General features: G+C 31.0%; 20 protein-coding genes. 4 read left to right on the top strand and 16 right to left on the bottom strand.

Going from position 1 to position 20,198, the window contains the following annotated elements; translation table 11 throughout:
• Window positions 1-54: 54 nt before the first annotated feature.
• From pssA to BLQ93_RS07845, 6 genes are read right to left on the bottom strand one after another with little or no spacing between them, the layout of a single operon-like run.
• On the bottom strand, window positions 55-792 hold the full coding sequence (pssA, locus tag BLQ93_RS07870) for a CDP-diacylglycerol--serine O-phosphatidyltransferase (protein WP_092129445.1): 738 nt from the start codon (window positions 790-792) through the stop codon (window positions 55-57).
• A complete protein-coding gene (locus tag BLQ93_RS07865; RefSeq protein ID WP_025391377.1) occupies window positions 789-1,421 on the bottom strand; it encodes a phosphatidylserine decarboxylase in 633 nt (210 codons plus the stop codon). The genes pssA and BLQ93_RS07865 overlap by 4 nt, the downstream gene beginning before the upstream one ends.
• 1 nt (window position 1,422) lies before the next feature.
• A complete protein-coding gene (ilvC, locus tag BLQ93_RS07860; protein ID WP_092129443.1) occupies window positions 1,423-2,442 on the bottom strand; it encodes a ketol-acid reductoisomerase in 1,020 nt (339 codons plus the stop codon).
• Between the two features lie 16 nt (window positions 2,443-2,458).
• Entirely contained in the window at window positions 2,459-2,944 is a 486-nt protein-coding gene (gene ilvN, locus BLQ93_RS07855) for an acetolactate synthase small subunit (RefSeq protein ID WP_025391379.1), read from the bottom strand.
• An 8-nt stretch (window positions 2,945-2,952) separates the two neighbouring features.
• On the bottom strand, window positions 2,953-4,647 hold the full coding sequence (gene ilvB, locus BLQ93_RS07850; protein WP_092129441.1) for a biosynthetic-type acetolactate synthase large subunit: 1,695 nt from the start codon (window positions 4,645-4,647) through the stop codon (window positions 2,953-2,955).
• Between the two features lie 57 nt (window positions 4,648-4,704).
• The gene (locus BLQ93_RS07845) at window positions 4,705-5,451 is read right to left on the bottom strand and encodes an alpha/beta fold hydrolase (protein WP_092129439.1); all 747 of its coding nucleotides are present in this window, start codon (window positions 5,449-5,451) and stop codon (window positions 4,705-4,707) included.
• 170 nt (window positions 5,452-5,621) lie between these two features.
• Here BLQ93_RS07845 and hrcA point away from each other — a divergent pair, with 170 nt between their 5' ends.
• The 4 genes from hrcA (at window position 5,622) to dnaJ (ending at window position 10,276) form a co-directional block, all read left to right on the top strand.
• Window positions 5,622-6,626, top strand: coding sequence for a heat-inducible transcriptional repressor HrcA (hrcA, locus tag BLQ93_RS07840; RefSeq protein WP_092129437.1), 1,005 nt, complete (start codon window positions 5,622-5,624; stop codon window positions 6,624-6,626).
• Window positions 6,627-6,628: 2 nt separating this feature from the next.
• The gene (locus BLQ93_RS07835; RefSeq protein WP_092129435.1) at window positions 6,629-7,216 is read left to right on the top strand and encodes a nucleotide exchange factor GrpE; all 588 of its coding nucleotides are present in this window, start codon (window positions 6,629-6,631) and stop codon (window positions 7,214-7,216) included.
• Window positions 7,217-7,219: 3 nt separating this feature from the next.
• The gene (gene dnaK / locus BLQ93_RS07830; RefSeq protein ID WP_092129433.1) at window positions 7,220-9,106 is read left to right on the top strand and encodes a molecular chaperone DnaK; all 1,887 of its coding nucleotides are present in this window, start codon (window positions 7,220-7,222) and stop codon (window positions 9,104-9,106) included.
• Window positions 9,107-9,181: 75 nt separating this feature from the next.
• A complete protein-coding gene (dnaJ, locus tag BLQ93_RS07825; RefSeq protein WP_025391385.1) occupies window positions 9,182-10,276 on the top strand; it encodes a molecular chaperone DnaJ in 1,095 nt (364 codons plus the stop codon).
• Here the strand turns inward: dnaJ and BLQ93_RS07820 are convergent.
• From BLQ93_RS07820 to BLQ93_RS07775, 10 genes are all read right to left on the bottom strand, one after another.
• Window positions 10,254-11,603 (bottom strand): MATE family efflux transporter, encoded by a 1,350-nt coding sequence (locus BLQ93_RS07820; protein ID WP_092129431.1) that lies wholly within the window; start codon window positions 11,601-11,603, stop codon window positions 10,254-10,256. The genes dnaJ and BLQ93_RS07820 overlap by 23 nt on opposite strands.
• Before the next feature lies 1 nt (window position 11,604).
• Entirely contained in the window at window positions 11,605-13,032 is a 1,428-nt protein-coding gene (locus BLQ93_RS07815) for a M23 family metallopeptidase (RefSeq protein ID WP_092129429.1), read from the bottom strand.
• Complete coding sequence (locus tag BLQ93_RS07810) at window positions 13,029-13,514, bottom strand: CvpA family protein (RefSeq protein ID WP_092129427.1); 486 nt, start codon at window positions 13,512-13,514, stop codon at window positions 13,029-13,031. The genes BLQ93_RS07815 and BLQ93_RS07810 overlap by 4 nt, the downstream gene beginning before the upstream one ends.
• Window positions 13,514-15,028 carry an NFACT RNA binding domain-containing protein gene (locus BLQ93_RS07805; RefSeq protein WP_092129425.1) on the bottom strand — a complete coding sequence of 505 codons (1,515 nt, stop codon included), beginning with the start codon at window positions 15,026-15,028 and terminating at the stop codon, window positions 13,514-13,516. The genes BLQ93_RS07810 and BLQ93_RS07805 overlap by 1 nt, the downstream gene beginning before the upstream one ends.
• Window positions 15,029-15,058: 30 nt before the next feature.
• The gene (rpsU, locus tag BLQ93_RS07800) at window positions 15,059-15,262 is read right to left on the bottom strand and encodes a 30S ribosomal protein S21 (RefSeq protein ID WP_025391390.1); all 204 of its coding nucleotides are present in this window, start codon (window positions 15,260-15,262) and stop codon (window positions 15,059-15,061) included.
• A gap of 38 nt (window positions 15,263-15,300) precedes the next feature.
• On the bottom strand, window positions 15,301-17,223 hold the full coding sequence (gene priA, locus BLQ93_RS07795) for a replication restart helicase PriA (RefSeq protein WP_092129423.1): 1,923 nt from the start codon (window positions 17,221-17,223) through the stop codon (window positions 15,301-15,303).
• A gap of 38 nt (window positions 17,224-17,261) precedes the next feature.
• Window positions 17,262-17,690 carry a hypothetical protein gene (locus BLQ93_RS07790; RefSeq protein WP_092129421.1) on the bottom strand — a complete coding sequence of 143 codons (429 nt, stop codon included), beginning with the start codon at window positions 17,688-17,690 and terminating at the stop codon, window positions 17,262-17,264.
• A gap of 67 nt (window positions 17,691-17,757) precedes the next feature.
• A complete protein-coding gene (locus BLQ93_RS07785; protein ID WP_092129419.1) occupies window positions 17,758-18,450 on the bottom strand; it encodes a DUF6691 family protein in 693 nt (230 codons plus the stop codon).
• Complete coding sequence (locus BLQ93_RS07780) at window positions 18,447-18,965, bottom strand: YeeE/YedE thiosulfate transporter family protein (RefSeq protein WP_025391394.1); 519 nt, start codon at window positions 18,963-18,965, stop codon at window positions 18,447-18,449. Before BLQ93_RS07780 ends, BLQ93_RS07785 begins: the two co-directional genes overlap by 4 nt.
• Before the next feature lie 78 nt (window positions 18,966-19,043).
• Complete coding sequence (locus tag BLQ93_RS07775) at window positions 19,044-20,138, bottom strand: class I SAM-dependent RNA methyltransferase (protein ID WP_092129417.1); 1,095 nt, start codon at window positions 20,136-20,138, stop codon at window positions 19,044-19,046.
• Window positions 20,139-20,198 lie beyond the last annotated feature (60 nt).

Genomic DNA, 20,198 nt, shown 5'->3' with positions numbered 1-20,198 from the left:
TCTTCAATATTTAAACTGGCACCCGGTGATTGTTCTCCATCCCTTAGTGTTGTGTCAAATATTTTTACTATCCTGGAGCTCATGGTTAACCCTCCCTTTTTTGAAAAATTTTATTATTAACTCTATTGGTCCTGATAGGGCATACGATAGACCAATAAGTGGAACAAATACGTATGGTTTATATATAACAAGAGATAAAATCAATAGTATAAGCGCAAAAACCCTAATTGAAATTCTCCCATCTAGTTTTACTTTTTTAAAACTTCTATATTTGATTGTACTAATCATTAAAAATGAGATTACATACACGCTAACTAAAAAAAATATTTTGTAATCTTTATACTCAATATTAAAATGTAAAATTGCTAGTATTATGCTTGCGATTATAATAGCTCCACCTGGTATAGGTAAACCAACAAAATCAATTGTTTTTGTTGTAATAACATTAAAGCGCGCAAGTCTTAGCGCACCTGTTAATAAAAATAGTGATGCAGCAATTACGCCTATTCGGCCCATATCGCTTAACGCGAATGTGTACATTAAAAATGCTGGCGCAACTCCAAAGCTAACAAGATCTGATAATGAATCGTATTCAACTCCAAATCTACTTTCACAATGAGTAAGCCTTGCTATTTTGCCATCTAAATTATCAAATACCACAGCCAATATCAAAAGCCACGCTGCTGTCAGATAATCTCCCTGATAAGACTCTATAATACTGTAGAACCCAGAAAGCATATTGGCAGTAGTAAATAGATTTGGCAATATGTAAAGTGCGTTTTTTTGTTTCATAAATAACCTATTAAATCTCCACCTTTTATTTTTTGATTCATATGTACTGCTAAATTTAATTCATTTTCGCTGTAAATATCAACCCTTGAGCCAAAGCGTATAAGACCTATAATGTCTCCAGCTTCTACTTTGTCATTTGGTTTTGTGTATGTTACAATTCTTCTTGCTATAATGCCAGCAATTTGCACCACTACTATTTTTTTACCATCTTCATTTTCAAAAAGAAGGGCACATTGTTCGTTTTCAAGCGAAGCTTTTGGTTTATTGGCACTAATAAATAAGCCTTTGTTGTAAATTTTATCCAAACATACACCTTTAAATGGAGCAAGGTTTATATGCACATCAAATACTGACATAAATATGCTAATTTTATTAACTTCTGATTTAAAGAAAAACCTTTCGTAAGCGTTGGATATATCCACAATAGTGCCATCTGCTGGTGATAATACCATATTTTTTTCATAGTGGATATTTTTCTTTGGATTTCTAAAAAAATATACACTAAATGCACTTGCACCAAGCAATGTAGCTTTTAGAAATTTATTTTTAAAAAGAAACGAGCCAATAGCAAAAGAAGCAATAAATGGGTAACCTTCTTTTGCTATTATATCTTTTTTTGTAGTTTTCATGTTAATTTTTATTCCTATCAATAGATTTTGAAGCTGCTATCCATGGCATCATTGCTCTTAATTTTTTGCCTACTATTTCTATTTCGTGGTCCTCATCTTTTTTAAGAAGCGCATTAAATACCGGTCTGTTGCATTGATTTTCCAGGATCCATTCTTTTGCAAAACTGCCATCTTGAATTTGTTTTAATATATTTTTCATTCTTTGTTTTGTTTCTTCATTTATTACAATTGGACCTCTTGTAACATCTCCATATTTGGCAGTATTTGATATAGAATACCTCATATCTGAAATGCCGCCTTCATACATCAAATCTACAATTAGCTTCATTTCGTGGAATGTTTCAAAATAAGCCATCTCAGGTGGATAACCTGCTTCAACTAATGTTTCAAAACCCGCTTTAACAAGCGCAGTTAAACCACCACAAAGCACAGCCTGTTCACCAAAAAGATCAGTTTCTGTTTCATCTTTAAAAGTTGTTTGTATAACGCCGGCTCTTCCACCGCCATTTGCGCAAGCATAAGACAATGCCATAGCAAGTGTATTTCCAGTGTAATCCTGATAAGCAGAAATAAGCATAGGCACGCCCATACCTTTTTCATATTCCCTTCTTACTAAATGCCCTGGTCCTTTTGGTGCAATCATCATTACGTTTATATTGCCTGGAGGTATAATCTGACCATAATGAATATTAAAACCATGTGCGAAAGCAAGATAATCGCCTTCTTTTAAGTTAGGCTCAATTTCACTTTTATACAAAGCGCTTTGAGTTTCATCAGGTGTAAGAATCATTATAACATCAGCCCATTTACAGGCTTCAGCTACATTCATTACTTTGTGTCCATTATTAACCGCTTTTTGCCAGCTTTTTGAGCCTTCTTTTAAGCCAACTACTACATCACAGCCAGAATCTTTTAGGTTATGAGAGTGAGCGTAACCTTGGGAGCCATAACCAATGATTGCAACCTTTTTGGATTTTATTAAAGATAAATCCGCATCTTTGTCGTAATAAATGTTAAGCATTTAGCCCTCCTAAAAATTATTGTTTTGATTCTCTTGACATTGCAACTTTTCCAGTCCTTGCAATTTCTTTAATTCCAAGCGGTTCAAGAAGATTTAAAATAGCATTGATTTTTTCAGAACTTCCTGTTACTTCTATTGTATATGAATTTTGCGATACGTCAACTATTTTACCCCTGAATATATCAACTATGCGCAAAATTTCAGCTCTAGTGGATGAATCTGTGTGCATTTTGATTAAAGCCATTTCTCGCTCTACGTATGGCACATCGTCGCTGTATTCAATTACTTTTATAGTATCAATAAGCTTGTTAAGTTGTTTGCCTATTTGTTCTAAAATATTTTCATCGCCTTCTGTAACTATAGTCATTCGCGATAAATTAAGTTCATTTATAGGTGCAACATTTAAACTTTCTATATTGTAGCCTCTTGCACTGAAAAGATTTGCTATACGCGACAAAACGCCTGCTTCGTTTTCTACGATAACTGAAAATATTCTTTTCATTTTCCCCCCTAAGTTAAAATCATTTCGCTAAGTGGTGCGCCACCTGGTACCATAGGATAAACATTTTCTTCTCTTTCGATTTTTATATCAAGCACATATGGACCATTATAATTTATTAATTCTGTAAGTGCTTGTTCAACGTCTTTTTTGTCTTCAACTCTTTTTGCTGTGATACCGTAACTTTCTGATAATTTTACAAAATCAGGTTGTACTTCTATATTGGTATTTGCATATCTTCTGCCGTAAAACAACTGTTGCCACTGCCTTACCATGCCCAAATAAGAGTTATTTAAAATAATAACCTTTGTTTGTAATTTATACGTTGCAAGAACAGCTAATTCTTGTAAATTCATCTGAAAAGAACCATCTCCAGCTATAACAAATACTTGTTTGTCTGGATTTGCAAAACTTGCACCTATACCTGCAGGAAATCCAAATCCCATTGTACCAAGACCGCCTGATGTTAAAAATCTTCTGGGTTTATTGAAATTATAAAATTGCGCAACCCACATTTGATGTTGGCCTACTTCTGTTGAAACAATTGGATCCAACTCTTTTGTTAATTTGTTTAGTAATTGTATTACGTATTGTGGTTTTATAACTTTATCGGAGTCTTCGTATGAAAGAGGATGTTCGCTGTCCCACTTTTTTATTAAATCCAGCCACTTTTTTCTGTTTTGGTGAATTTTGTTGTTATCTTTAAGAATGGAAAGAAGTTCCTTTAAAACCAGTTTTGCATCGCCTACTATAGGATAATCAACTTTAATATTTTTACTTATACTTGTTGGATCAATATCTATGTGAATAACCTGTGCATTTGGAGCAAACTCAGATACTTTGCCAGTAATTCTATCATCAAACCTTGCTCCTATAGAAATTAGCAGATCACAGTATTGAATGGCCATATTCGCTTTGTAGGTACCGTGCATGCCAGCCATGCCCAGGCTCAAAGGATGGTCTGCAGGAAATGCCCCAATACCCATAAGTGTAGTAAAAGCAGGTATTTGCAATCTTTCTGCTAGCTCTAAAACTTCTTTATGCGCATTTGAAGTAATTACACCACCACCAATATACAAAAGTGGTCTTTCTGCTTGCTCAATTACTTTAGCTACCTTTTTTATTTGCTTTGGATTGCCATGGTAGGTAGGGTTATAACTTCTCAAATGTATTGCATCCGGATACTCAAATTCACAGCTTGCTGTTTGTACATCTTTTGGTATATCAACCAAAACGGGACCTGGCCTGCCTGTTCTTGCTATGTAAAAAGCTTTTTTTATGGTATAGGCTAAATCTTTAACATCTTTTACTAAAAAATTATGTTTTGTGCAAGATCTTGTAATGCCTACTATATCAACTTCTTGGAAAGCATCGTTGCCTATTAAATGTGTAGGTACCTGACCTGTAAAAACAACAAGAGGTATAGAGTCCATATATGCTGTTGCAATACCTGTTACAGCATTAGTTGCGCCAGGTCCGCTTGTAACAAGGCTAACGCCAACCTGGCCCGTACTTCTTGCATATCCATCTGCCATGTGAACAGCACCTTGCTCGTGTCTTGTTAGGATGAACTCTATATCTTTTTGCTTATAAATGGCATCATGCAAGTCAATAATTGCACCACCTGGTATGCCGAATAGATGTTTTACTCCTTCTTTTTTTAGACATTCGATAAAGATTTCTGCACCTTTTAACTTTCCACTCATATTTCCCCCTTGTATAAATTAAAAATTAATTATACAAAATGTTACAAAATTTGCAAATTATTGTAGAAAATTGCAGATTGCTTTATTAAAATCATCAGGTTTCTCCCACATAGACATGTGGCCAGCATTTTGGATAACAACCATTTGCGAATGTTTAATATTATCTTTTAGATATTGGGCATATTTAATCGGTGTAAGTTTGTCGCAAGAGCCTACAATAACAAGTGCAGGTTTATCTATCTGATCTACTTTTTGCATTATATCAAACTCATTGCAAGCAAGAAAATCATTGTATCGTACGATTTTGTTTGTATTATTAAATTCACTTTCAGCTTCTTCGATCAATTCTTTTTTTGTATGTTCGCAATAAGCCCAATCTACTGCATAGTTTGCACCTTCCAGGGTTGCTTTTAAAATATCTTGATGAACTTTTAATTTTGCGCCGCTTCCAGCAATGATAATTTTATCTAAAAGGTGTGGGTATTTGAGACTGAATTGCAAAACAATTGCGCCACCCATAGAATGTCCGCAAAGTGTTACATTTTTTAAGTTTAAGGCTTCAATAAATGACTTTATAAAATCAACATAATCATCAATAGAAGAATAACCATTACCTTGAGACTCACCATGTCCAATTAAATCAAGAGCGATTTTTGTATAATTGGGCAATGTTGCTTTTAGCTGATGCTTCCATGTTAGTTTGGTAGCTCCAGAACCATGTATAAAAATAATATTCTTTTGTTGTTCTGGGCTTTCTTGTTCGTATGAAATTTTTTTGCCTTCTATATAAACTTCTTTTTCCATGATTTACACCTTTTAATTAAAGTTTAAGTATTATAGCATTTTTTGAATTATTTATCAAATTAAAAAAGTTTTTTAAAGTAGAGCCAATTTAATTAGATTTAAATTCAATAAGACTTGACAAAAAATAAAATTAGAATATCTTTGTTAGCAGGTAGAAGTGGTGATTGCTAATGAAAGCAGAATTAGATGAAAGATATTTAACGGTTTTAAATATAGTTGTTGAAAACTTTATAAACTACAAAGAAGCCGTGGGCTCTAGAGTATTAATAAAAAGGTATAATTTACCTTTTTCTGCTGCTACAATGAGAAATATTATGTCTGATTTAGAAGAAATGGGATACCTTAAACATTCCTATATATCAAGCGGAAAAATTCCAACTGAACTTGGTTACAAAGTATATGTACAGCATCTATTGGAAAAGAAAAGAAAGAGTTTAAAACCAAGATTAAAACAAATTGATAATATAAATTTAAGCACCATTGAAGATTTTGTTTCAGATATATCGAATATCTTATCTAATTCGTGTGGTTTGATATCCATGGTTAGCTCTCCTAATATATTTAAATTAAAACTAAAAGATATTAGTTTGATAAAAATTGGATCTAATAAATTGCTGTGCGCTGTAATAGCTGAGCCGTCAGTTGTGGAAACAAAAATAATAGAAGTTGCAAAAGATTATTCTGAAAGTGAGCTAAATGATATAGTCCAGTTTTTAAGTGAAAATTACAAAGGTTGGGAGCTAGAAAAAATTCAGGAAGATTTAGAAAACTCATTGTCGAAAAGCAGACAAGAGTGCGATTTAATATTTAAAAAGTTAAAAGAAAAAAGTAAAGCTCTGTACTTTTCTGGTGTTCAAAATCTATTGAAAGAAAGAGAATTTTATGAAGATTATGAACAGTTGAATAAAATTCTTGATGTTATAGAAAAAAGAAAACATGTTTCTGAAATAGTTGATTTGATTTTAAAAAATGATGAAAAAATATTAATAGGTAATGATATACCAAATGAGAAACTAAAAGGCATGAGTCTTATTGCCCAACCTTACTATCTGGATAATGTAAAGTTGGGTTTTGTAGGTGTACTTGGGCCTATGAATTTAAATTATGAAAATGTAATCTACACACTGGATTTATTGAGCAAAAAAATAGAAAAACTTTTTAAACAAGGGAGGTAGTAATGAATGATAAAAATAATATCACGGAAAATTTACAAGAAAATCAAGAGTTGCAAAATAATAATATAGAAAGCAAGGAAACAGATCTAAATCAAACCCAACAGGAGACAAAAGACGAATTGTCAGAAATAAAAGAACAATTAGAAAAACAAAAAGATGCATATTTAAGGTTATTGGCTGAGTTTGATAATTTCAGAAAACGCACAGAAAAAGAAAAGTTTGAAATTGCTGATGTTATAAAGGGTTCAGTAGTAAGAGATTTTTTGCCAATTTTGGATAGTCTGGAAAAAGCATATGAAGCTTGTGTAAATGATGAATCAATAAGATCTGGCATTGAGCTTGTTATAAAAGCGTTTAAACAGCTTTTGGAAAAGTATGAAATAAAGGAAGTAGATACTGAATGCGAGTTCAATCCAAATCTTCATGAAGCTTTAATGATTGTAGAATCAAATACGCCGAATAAAATTGTTCAGGTTTTTGAAAAAGGTTATACTTATAAGGATAAATTGCTTAGACCGGCAAAAGTTTCGGTAGGTAAATTGAATAATAATGACAACAATACAAATGAAGATAAAAATGAGGAGGTATAATTTATGGGAAGAGTGTTAGGTATAGATCTTGGAACAACAAACTCTTGTATGGCCATTATAGAAGGTGGCAAACCAAAAGTAATTCCAAATGCTGAGGGCTCAAACACAACACCAAGCGTTGTAGCTTTTACAGATAAAGGCGAAATATTAGTTGGGCAGGCTGCAAAAAGACAGGCAATAACAAATCCTAAAAAAACTATATTTTCGGCAAAAAGATTGATAGGTAGAAGGTATAGTTCAAAAGAAGCTCAAGAAGCAAAAGCTAAACTTCCATACGAAGTAGTAGAAGGACCAAATGATGATTGCAGAATAAGAATTAATGGAAAAGATTATACACCACAGGAAATTTCTGCTCAGGTTTTAATGAAATTAAAACGAGATGCGGAAAGTTATTTAGGTGAAAAAATAACAGAAGCAGTTATAACTGTACCAGCTTATTTTGATGATTCACAAAGGAAAGCAACCAAAGATGCTGGTACCATTGCGGGACTTAATGTTTTAAGAATAATAAATGAGCCAACTGCATCATCACTAGCATTTGGGCTTGATACAGCAAAAGAAGGTAAAGTGGCAGTTTACGATTTAGGTGGCGGTACATTTGATATATCAATATTGGAAATTGCTGATGGGGTTTTTGAAGTTAAATCAACCAATGGTGATACATATTTAGGTGGCGATGATTTTGATAGGGTGTTGCTGGATTATTTAGCTGATGAATTTAAAAAAGAACATGGTATTGATTTAAGAAATGATCCAATGGCACTCCAAAGATTAAAAGAAGCCAGTGAAAAGGCTAAAATTGAGCTTTCAAGTTCTCTTGAAACAGAAGTTAATTTGCCTTTTATTACAGCTGATGCTTCAGGACCAAAACATTTAGTAATTAAAATTACAAGGGCTAAATTTGAACAATTAGTCGATCCGTTAATACAACATACACTTGAGCCATGCAGGCTAGCCTTAAAAGATGCTAATTTAACGCAAAAAGATATAGATTATGTTATCCTTGTTGGCGGTATGACAAGGATGCCTAAAATTCAGCAAGTTGTTAAGGAATTTTTTGGCAAAGAACCTAGAAAAGATGTTAACCCAGATGAAGCTGTTGCAATAGGTGCTGCGATACAGGGTGGTGTATTAAAAGGTGAAGTAAAAGATGTATTATTACTTGATGTAACACCACTTAGTCTTGGCATAGAAACACTTGGCGGTGTTATGACAAAGATAATACCTAGAAATACTACTATCCCTACCAAAAAAAGCCAGATATTTACAACAGCAGAAGACAATCAGACTGCAGTTACTATCCATGTATTACAAGGTGAACGAGAGATGGCATCAGAAAACAAGACTCTTGGAAGGTTTGAGCTTGTAGGAATACCACCTGCACCAAGAGGGATACCCCAAATAGAAGTTACATTTGATATTGATGCTAATGGAATTCTTAATGTAACTGCAAAAGACAAAGCTACAGGTAAAGAACAGATGATTCGCATTACAGCTTCAAGTGGTTTAACTCAAGAAGAAATTGAAAGAATGGTAAAAGAAGCTGAGCTTCATGCAGAAGAAGATAGGAAGTACAAAGAATTAGTAGAGGTCAGAAATAAAGCCGATTCAATAGTGTATTCTACTCAAAAGAGCTTAAATGATTTTGGCGACAAAATTTCTGAAAGCGAGAAAAAAGAGATTCAAGATGCGATAGAAGCTACAAAGAAAGCTATAGAATCTGGTACTAAAGAAGAAATAGAAGCAAAAATGAATGAGCTTATAAATAAAGCTCATAAGTTAGCAGAAGAAGCTTACAAACAAGCTTCGTCCAAAGGGGATCAGGCTGGCAGCGATTCAAAAAAAGAAGAAGATGTTGTTGAAGCAGAAGTAGAAAAAGAAGATAAATAACATGAATTGCTATGAACCAGGGTAGATTTTGCCCTGGTTCATAATTCTTTAAGTAGCAGGGAGATTAAAACAAAAATGGCAAAAGATTATTATGCTATTTTGGGTGTAGATAGAAACGCAACTACAGAAGAGATTAAAAAAGCTTACAGAAAGCTTGCACTTAAGTATCACCCAGATAGAAACGAAGGCAATAAAGAAGCTGAGGAAAAATTTAAAGAAATTACAGAAGCTTACGCTATACTATCAGATGAAACAAAAAGGGCAAAATATGATCAGTTTGGTTATGTAAACGAAAATGATTTTGATTTTAATCCATCAAGTTTTGATGATATTTTTGCTTATGTTAATGATATATTCGGAGATCTTTTTGGTAATTTTGGCTCAAGACGCTCAAGGTATTATCGTCAAAAAAGAAAAGGTGAAGATATACAGTATCAGTTAACAGTTTCTTTTAAGGAAGCAATATTTGGGGCTTCAAAAGAAATTGAAATAAATTACCAAAAAGTTTGCGATGAATGTAATGGGCTTGGTGCTAAAGCGCAAGACTTTGAAACATGCGATTACTGCAAAGGGACAGGTCAGGTAGAATATGGTAATTTTTTCATATCAGTTAGAAAAACGTGTCCTAAATGTGGTGGTACTGGCAGGATAATAAAGAAAAAATGCTCAAAATGCAGCGGTAGAGGTTTTGTCGTTGAAAAAGAAAAAATTACAATTAATATTCCGCGCGGTATAGATAACGGTTATGCTATAAGAATATCATCAAAAGGACATGAAAGTATAGATAGAATTAGAGGTGACTTAATAATATACTTTAAGGTTTTGCCCGATAAAGTTTTTAGAAGAGAAGGTTTAAACATATATCTTGATTTAAATATTACGATTCCTCAGGCAGTTTTAGGCGATACAATAGAAGTAGATACAATTTGGGGCAAAAAAAAGATTTCAATTGAACCTGGTACTCAAAGCGGTTCACAAATTTTACTAAAAGGCGAAGGTGTGGAGATTGAAGGTGCAAAAGGTAACCAGATAATCAATATACATGTAGATATACCAAAAAAATTAACACCAAAGCAAAGACAACTTATGGAAGAGTTTGCAAAAGAAATGGATCAATCACTTTCTTCTAATCAGGAAAAAAATATATTCAAACGCTTTTTTGGCCAGTAAACATTTTTAAAAACTTAAAGTTTATTGATAATTTTGATAAATTGTACTTTAAAATTGCCATATTAAGCAAAAAATTTAATATATTGGCCAGAAGTATTGAGAGCCATATACCATTTAGCTTAATATGCATAGATAAAAAATATGCAAGTGGAAGCTGAAACAAAAATAAACTAAAAAAATTCATTATGCTTGGCAAAAAAGTGTTTCCACAGGCCATTGTAATGCGGTTTGCAATAGAACCTGCTGCAAAAAATGGATAACTTAAAGCGTAGTATAAAAATGCATTTTTTGCAATTTCAAAGCATGTTTTATCTGAAGTAAAAACTTTTATTATGATACCTGAAAATACAAACAATAAAATATCTAAAAAAACTATAAAGGCACTACCAAATAAAATTGATTTTTTTACACCTTCTTCCACAAATGGCCAGTTTTTTGCACCAATATTTTGACCTACAATTACGGCTGCTGCATTTGATATACCAAAAATCATAAATAACAAAATTTGATATATGCGTGTTACAATACTATAACTTGAAATTGCAGTTTGAGATTGAATAGCTATTATTTTAATAATTAATAACATGCTTAAAATCCTTACAATTAAATGAAATGAAGCAAAAATGCTTTTGCTTAAAAGTTGTTTAATAAGAGGCAAGTTAATGTGTAATTCAAATCTTAGTTTTGTTTTTAAAATAACAGATACCTGCAACAAAATGCCAACAAACATTGAAAAAATTGTAGCCAAAGCCGCACCTTTTACGCCCATTTTTAAAACAAATATTAATAAAGGATCAAGTAAAATGTTTATAATTGTAGCAATAAGCATAATAAGAAGGGTTTTGTGGGGTAGCGACATACTTTTTAGTGTTGAGCTATTTAGGCCAAACACAAACGATATTGGAAGCCCTAAAATAGAAATACTCAAAAACTCTTTAGCAAAAACCAATGTGGAATCTTTTAATCCAAGAAGACTTAAAATATTATCTAAAAATGGATAAAGCAACATTGATGCAAGAGAAAAGAATATCATAACAATTAAAGCGTTTGAATAAACAGTGTTTGCTCTTTTAAAGTTTTTTGCACCATAACTTTGTGTAAAAAAAATTGATGATGCAATAGAAATACCTATAGTAAAAGCAGATATTAGCATCATTAGTATGCTTGAAGAGACCAGTGCACCTATTGCACTGTAGCTTATCTTCGAAACAAAAAATGTATCAACAAGATTAAAAATGGTTTGAAGATTGCTTTCTATAATCATCGGTATAGATAATCCAATCAGACTTTTTATTATAGGATCTTTTGTAGGGTCTATATTAGTCAATTTATTGTGTGTAGTATTTTAACATATCGGCTCTTTTTCTAGCATCCGCAATTTTTCTTTCTATGTTGTTTCTTATCCATGAGCCGTCAAGCCATTCGATCGGGTTTACATAATAGCCGTCAATTAACATACCAAAGTGCAGGTGGTCTCCTACTGCAAGACCCGTGGTATCTGTATGGGCAATGATCTGGCCTTTTTCAACAAAGTCACCTTTTTTAACAAGGAAATCTTCTAAATGGCCATATAGGCTAAATATACCAAGCCCGTGATCGATTAAAATACAATTTCCGTAAACACCGATTTTTCCAGTATAGACTACTATACCCGAGTTAGCTGCAAGTACTTTAGCGTGTTTTATGCTAGCAAAATCAACTCCTAAATGATATTCATGAGTCAGTGGCCTATTATCATAGTAAAACGTTCTATAATCGCCAAAATATGCCATAACAGCAGAGCCAGGCAATTGCAAAAAGGGGCCATTAAATAGTATCTTGTCTGTATGAATAGAATTTGCTATTTGAGCAATTTGTTCGTTATTTTGTTTTTCTAATTTATTTATAACCAAGTCAAAAGCTTGTGCTGGATCTTGTTCATTAAAACTTATATTAGCTTCTTTTAATAATCTGTATACTTTTGTTTCAATAAAATGTGTATCGACCTGAACATCTGTTTTTTTGTTTTTAAAAGATTCATAATAGACAGGTACATGTACATAAATTTCATTTCCTGCATTGTTTTGGGCAACTATAGATGTATCCCAATTTTTTTGCTCACAAAAGGGATAGGTGAAAAATGCTATATAAGTATGTGGATGATTTGTGAATTTTTCTGCATTAAAGCATCGAAATTTAGCAATTTTGTTATTTGCATATTTAACCTGTAAATATACATTTTTTAAACCAATTTTATCATTTGCATAAAACAATACTACAGCCGAACCACCTTCCAGTATATTTGCTGCATCATTTAATAATATTACTTTTGGATAATGATTGTAAACAGTAACTTGTTTTTCTATTTTCTTTTTAAATCCAAGAGAAAAATTGTTGTGTGAGTAATCTGTTACTTCAATTACGAATTTTGCTGGACCATCTGGAAGCCTTTGGTTTAACTTAAATTTAAGTGGAAAATTGTAAGTATTTTTGTTTTCAAATATTTTATCATACAAAGGAATTTTTGTATTCATGGTGTATGTGTAAATATTTATTTCTTTTAAAGGGTATTTTGTATCTTTGATATTTATATCAATATTTTTATCTGAGCTAAAATATTCATTTGGATAAACAATATTGATTTGTATCGGATTTTTAACAAAAAAAGGCGTATAATGATAAACTGCATAAGCACAGACAAGTAATATCAGGATAAATAAAAGTTTAGATCCAAAGCCTTTCTTTTTTTTCTTTTTTAAATAAAATGTGTCTTTCATTTTATACTCCTTACTATATCTTTTTGAATTTTTAAATTTTGCGTTGATATGCAAATTATTTTATATATGTAAGAGTTGTGCATTAGTTTATTTGAAAAATGATTTAAGTAAGGTAAGCTCCTAAGTATAATAGACACAAGTGCAATCAAAAAAATAGCTTTAAAAAATCCAAACAAAGCGCCGAGGATTCTATCAATGCTTGTTAATTTCATTTTTCTTGATGCACTTTGGCTTAAAAAACTAATAAGGTTTACCAGTGTATATATAATAATAAACAATACAATAAAACTCAGTAGATTTGCAATTAAATAAGATACTTTTAGTGCTTTTTCTATGGGTAGTGTCAAAACACTGTGGTATATAACAGACAAATACAAACCCAAAATTACAGCTACCAATTTAAAAAATTCCTTTATAAAACCATTAATATAGCCTAAGACCAATAGACCTAAAATAAAAATGCCAAAAATAGTATCTGCCATTAACCCACCACAACCGTTTTAAAATTAGAGTAAGTAACCCTGCCTTTCTTAAAACCTTTAGGTTTTTTTACAAATTTTACAAATGTATAGTCTACTTCAATTTTATCGTTTGTACCTAAATTTTCTCTTATTTTTTGTGCACATTTTTCTAAAAGAGTTTTGTCTAACTGTTGCAAGCGTTGTGGATTTTTTATTATTAAATGTGGCCCTGGTATGCTTTTTGTATGCATCCATATATCATCTTTTGAAGCGTTTTTTAGAATTAAATCGTTTCCTTTAGCGTTTTTTCCTATATACACATCAAAACCAAGTACGTTAAAGTGCTCATATGGTATATTATCTAAAGGGACAATTTTTTGCGCATTATTATGAGGCAAGATTGTTTTTATATAATTAGGATCAATGTGTCCACTAAGTAGGTTTTCTTTTATTTTTAATAAAAATTTTTGCTCTTTAATTGCATTTTTTAATACATTTTCTAGTTTGCTCTTTGCATTTTTATATTTTTTGTAGAGTTTATAGTAATGATTTATGTTGTCTTGAATTGTTTTTTGAGGATTAATCGGTATAGCTAACTCATTTGGTTTTTCAAGAGGTTTTAGGTAAATTATATCGGCATTGATATACTTTAATTTAGAAATATTTTCAAGTAAAGTGTCAGCGTACAATTTAAAAGTTTGAGCATCCTCGGCTTTTTTGATATCGCTTTGAATTTTTTCAATTTTTTCGCTTAATTTTTTAATTTTTTTGTCTAAAAAATTTATAATTTTAGTATTGTTTGAGTTAATATTTGTATTTTGTTTAAAAAATTGTTCAAAAAGCTCGTTTTCTTCAATAGCAGATGTATCTAAACCAAAATTAAGTAAAAATGGATATACAAATTTCTTTTTATTGTAAGTATAGCAAAATAGCCTGTCTGATGGTTTTTTTATTGTTTCTATGAAATTTTCTAAATTTTCCTCATTTATGAAGTTTTTTGTAAAGCTGTCTATACCTAAGATATTTTCTTTTTTTATAGCATTTTTTAAAGTATTTATATCTGATAAAGTTACATCTAACATTTGAGGTGGTTTTTTGTAAATTTTTCCTGGTATGATTTGTCTTTTTTGGTTTAAACGGAACACCTCAATTATTTTTTGAGCGTTATCGCATAGCAATAGGTTACCATTTCTACCGGTAATCTCAAAGATTAGATAATAATGATGCTCAATATCTAATCTTTTATCCAAAAGATGCAATGTTAAAACACGCTCAAGCCCTACAAAGTCTACCTCAATAATTCTAAGTCCACTGATTTTTTTATGTAAAGATACAGCAAAGTTATTTTGTGTTTTTTCAAGTTTATAATTACCGAAAAATAAAGCAGTTGGAGAGTTTAATTTAAATAGAATGGCTAAATTATTTTTTAAATTTAAAAAGAGTGTATCCTCATGTGCATAAATATTAAAAATCCTTTCCCCTATTGATCTTTCTTTTATTTTTTTTGCAAAATAGTTAAATAAAAAGTTGTTCATAAGCCAAATAAACTCCTCAAAAGGAGGAGTTTATTTTTTTCTTTCGCTAAGTCTTTTTTTCTTGAGAGCCTTTTTGCGAGCAGCTAATGCTTTTTTCTTTTTCTTTTCGCTGGGTTTTTCATAATGCTCTCTCTTTTTTATTTCAGAGAGAATACCAGCACGCTCGCATTGCTTTTTGAATCTTTTGAAGGCTTCTTCAAAAGATTCATTGTCCCTTACATAGACACCCGGCAAACAAATCACCCCTTTACTTTTAAATTCTTTTTATTATATTAAAAAAAAGATATTGGGTCAACATCAAAGTTTAGGTTTTTATCTAAAAGTTCAGCTGTTATAAAGTGAAGTGTTTTAAATATATCATTTGTTTTTATAATTATATGGTATCTGTATTTATTTTTTATTTTATCTATTGGACATTTAGTTGGTCCAAGAAAACTAAATCCACTATTTTTCAATATTTCAAAGCATAGTTGTATGTTTTGTTTTGCAACTTTTTCATTCGTGTTTTGAGAAAGGATTCTTATTAAATGTGAAAATGGTGGATAATTTAGAGATTTTCTCAAATTGATTTCTTCTTTTAAAAAACCTTCGTAATCATGGTTTATTATAAAATTTTCTAACCTCGAAGGTAATTTTGACTCGATAATAACATTTCCTTTTTGCTTGCGACCACTTCTACCTGCTGTTTGAATAATTAGTGAAACGCACTTTTCATCTGCTCTAAAATCAGGCAAAGCAAAAATTGATTCAATGTTTGATATTATTACTAGATTTATTTTTTCTATATCGTAGCCTTTTGATATCATACTTGTACCTACTATAATGTCTATTTTACCATCAAGCAAATTTGAAACTATGTTATAAGCGTTTTTTTTTGATGAAGCTGTATCTCTATCTAATCTTGCAATATTGATATTTCCAAAATTTTCGCGCAAAAATTCTTCCATTTTCTGTGTACCTGTACCAACATCTTTTATATTGTAACTGGAACAGTTTGGACATTTTTTTGGTATTTCAAAGCTTGATTCACAAAAATGACATTTAAGATCCTTTGTTTTTTTATGATAAACAAGCGAAACATTGCAATTTGGGCACCTAAAAATATAACCGCAGTCACCACAAATCAAAAAATGTGCAAAGCCTCTTCTATTTACAAGGATTGCGCAAGTTTGTTTTTCTTCTATTGATTTTTTTATGTATTCTTGTGATTTTATACTCAAAAGAGTATTTTCTGGTTTTGAAAACTCAATTACAGGTAACTCACAATTATTTATTCTATTATTAAGTTTAAATAATTTAAATTTTTTTGTTATCGAGGCTTTATAATAAGTTTCCACTGTAGGTGTTGCACTTGATAGAATTACTGGAATATTTAGTTGTTTTGCCCTGTATATAAGCAGGTCTTTAGCGTTATATGATGGCGTATTTTCTTGTTTGTATGAATCATCATTTTCTTCATCTATCACTATTAAGCCTGTATCAGATAAATCTACAAAAGCAGCGGAACGCGTACCAAGCAATACTCTTTTTTCTTGTTTTTTAAACATTAACCACTCGAGGAATTTTTGTTTTGGTGTAAGTTGAGAATGATATACACCAACTGTATCAAGAAATTTTTCTTCAAAAACCCTTTTGTATTGATTTGTAAGCACAATTTCTGGTACCAACACAAGGGCGTTTTTTCCTTTTTCTATTACGTCTCTTATTAGATGTAGAAATATTTCTGTTTTACCAGATCCTGTAACACCAAATATCAAATTAACATTAAAGATTTTTAGATCAATAGATTCATAAATTTTTTTTTGTTCATCGTTTAAATTAAAAAATTTTTGATGGTTAATTTGTTTTTTAATAGAATTTTTTTCAAAATTTATTGGTTCTTTTGAAAAAGCTTTAGAAGGCAGAGCATTCCTCAGAATTAGACCTCTTGGAGATAAATAATAATAACTGGCGAAATTAATTGTTTTTATTAACTCTTCAGTAATAACCGGTTTATTATCTAATATAGATATAATTTCTTTTATTTCTTTTATATCATCTATATTTATTTGTGTTGTTTTTTCAAGGACAATGCCGACTTTTTTCCTATTGTTGAAATCCACCAGTACACGCGAGCCGACTTCAATATTTTGTGTACTTTTGTAAGTAAAACTTTTGCTTAAAGCAATATTAAATAGCACATTATAGTAATTCACAAAAAAATTTTATCATAAATCATTTAAAAATAAAATCATCATTTACCATTGTGAGGGTTTATTTTTTCTATTTCTATGTGTAAAAAAAGTTTGTTATAGGTTTTTTGAAAATAATTTGATAATTCTTTATTATTGAGTTGTTTATATATGTCTATATAATACTTTAAAACCTGTTTTAAATGAGTGCTTGCTAATTGATTTTTACTTTTAGATAATGTTTTTACCCAATTTTTGCTTATCTGTTCGCCTTTATTTTTGTCAATTTGATACTCAACAGGACCCATCATATCACAGCCTGGAATGTAATTATTATAGCAAGCAATAGAAAAATAGATAAATGCATTTTTATAATCATTTTTTTTCAAAAATTCAATAGCCTGATTGTATAAAACCTCGCCATTGCTTAGTGCCTTAGAGGTTATATTAAAGAGTAAAATGAAAAAACAAATTGCAACAAAAATTTTCATACAACCTATACTATAGTATTTTTTATTTAAATCTCAATTGTTTAAAGCTAAGAGGGATAAATCCCTCTTAGCTAGCAGGCAAAAGTGTTTTTAAAAGCACAGTAACGACAATAACAAATATTAATGCCAAAACACCAATTAAATATTGCATAGAATATTCTTTAGATTCTGTGCGGTTTTTGTTGACATAAGATACAATGTATTGCATAAAACCCATAAAAAATCCGCCGATAGCTAATGTTATTATAAACGAAACTAAAGTATTTGCACCAAATAGTGTGTGCCAGTAAACTTGGCCTAAATCACTTGATACATAAAAATCTTTCTCAAATGGAAAACCGAATATAAATATAGCCATTCCAACAAGCATTCCCAGTCCAAATACCATAGCATCTTTTTTACCACTTGCTATGGCTGCTACAGAAGTACCTGGACAATAACCACTCATTGCCATGCCAACGCCAAATAACAATCCTCCAAATATATATGGCCATAAGTATAAATTTGGTGTCCATATATTTTGTATCTGGATAAGACCCAGTGAGCCAAATACCAAAAACCAGAATGTGGATGTCAAAATAGCTGTAACCATCATCTGTATGACGCGATTGTTTCTAAAATAAAACTCATCTGTGATGTTTTTACCCGAAGCAAAGCCTGTTGCTTCCAAAAAAAATCCAAACAAAAAGCCTCCAAATATTGAAAAAAGCATATTTGTATGACCAGATATAACACCGTTTATATAAAGTGGAGCACTCATAGCCACTGCCTCCTAAATAATCTTGCTGTAAGATACACACCAGCAAATACACAGAACAAAAATAACCATCCACCTATTGAATATGCACCTGCACCTGCTAGTCCTTGGCCACTTGTACAGCCTCTTGCGTATCTGGTAGCATAGGCAATTAAAATACCACCAAAAAATGCCAGTGCATATCTATAGGATGTTGGAGTAGTTTGGCCTTTGTCCACTGAGAATCTTAATCTGCCACCAATAAGTGCACTTACAAAACCGCCAATAAATATCCCAATATCAATAAAGAAAATGCGGTTATAGAGAATATGAGTTATACCGTGTTCACCTAAATCTTTTGCAGTATATGCATTTGAAGCAATGTAAGATTTAGAAAACAAAGCTATAATGAAAGCTGAAAGTTGGGAAAAACCGCCACTTGCGCCAAAGCCTGCACCAGATACGTAATAGAAAATAAAGAGTGTTGTGCCAACAAGAAAACCACCAATCAACGTCCCCCAATAACCTCTTTGTTGCATAAAACCTCCCATTTTTTGATCTTGATGTGAAGTTTATTATTTTTATGTCTAATATCAAGAATGATTTATTCATTTAAGTTACTTACTTATTAATGATAAAACCGCTATAGTTTCAAAATGATAGGTATTTGGAAACATATCAAGTAAAAAAATCTTTTCAAGTGTGTAGTTTTTTAAAATAGATAGATCCCTTGCAAGCGTTGGTGGCTCGCATGATACATATATCACTTGATTTGGTTTTTTATTGTTAATAAAGTGCATTAGATTTAAGCTTCCGCTTCTTGGTGGATCAAGTATTAATGTATCAATTGGTTTTTTATAATTTATAGGTTTATTTAAATCGCACTGTGTTGTTTTGATATCAAGCGATAATCTTTTTGCGTTTTGTTTTAGTGTCTCAATGGATAACTCATCAATTTCAAAAGCTTCGACCTTGTGGTTTTTGAGTGCCAAAGGTATTGTAAAGTTCCCGATTCCGCAGAATGCTTCAAAAACATTTTCACCTTTAACTAAATTTAGTATAAGATTAATAAGAGTTTTGTTTGCATCAAGATTGACTTGAGTAAAAGAACCCATTTTATAATCAATGTAAGCATCTTTTGCAATAAAAGATAAGTCTATTCTTAACGGTTCATTTTTATTTGTAGCTAGTTTAAAAAAGCTGTCGACTTCTATTTCTAAATCTTTATGATTTTTTATATAACTATTTATTAGTTTAACAAGTATCGGGCAATAGTTTATTTCTAGAAATTCATTTGAGTTTTGTTTAAAAAATCCTATTTTTTCAGCTTTTTTTTGAAATTTTACCCTGTGTCTGTAAAATGTTTGTTTACTTTTTATTATTTCAATGTTATCTAATGATATATGTCCTATACGTTTAAGTATATTTTTTAATATTTGAGATTTTATGTTTAACTGTTGATTATAGTGGATATGTTGATAGTGACAACCGCCACATAAACCAAAATATTTACAAAATGGTTTTTTTCTAGTTTTAGTGCTTTCCAAAATATCAACGACCTCCGCGAGACAATAGTCTTTTTTTTCTTTTGTAATTTTTATTGCTACTTTTTCATTTGTTTCTACAAAAGGAATAAACACTATTTTGCCATTTATGAAAGAATAACCGTAGCCCTTGTAAGCCTGTCCTGCAATCTGTACAATCTCAAACATCAAAGCAATTATACTAATATAATTTTTAATGACAAATCTACTTGAAATTATAGCTACTAG

The organism is Desulfurella multipotens, from assembly GCF_900101285.1.
Taxonomy (GTDB): domain Bacteria; phylum Campylobacterota_A; class Desulfurellia; order Desulfurellales; family Desulfurellaceae; genus Desulfurella; species Desulfurella acetivorans.
The sequence above is the reverse complement of the archived record's forward strand: the minus strand, read 5'-3'. Positions and strand labels throughout refer to the sequence as shown.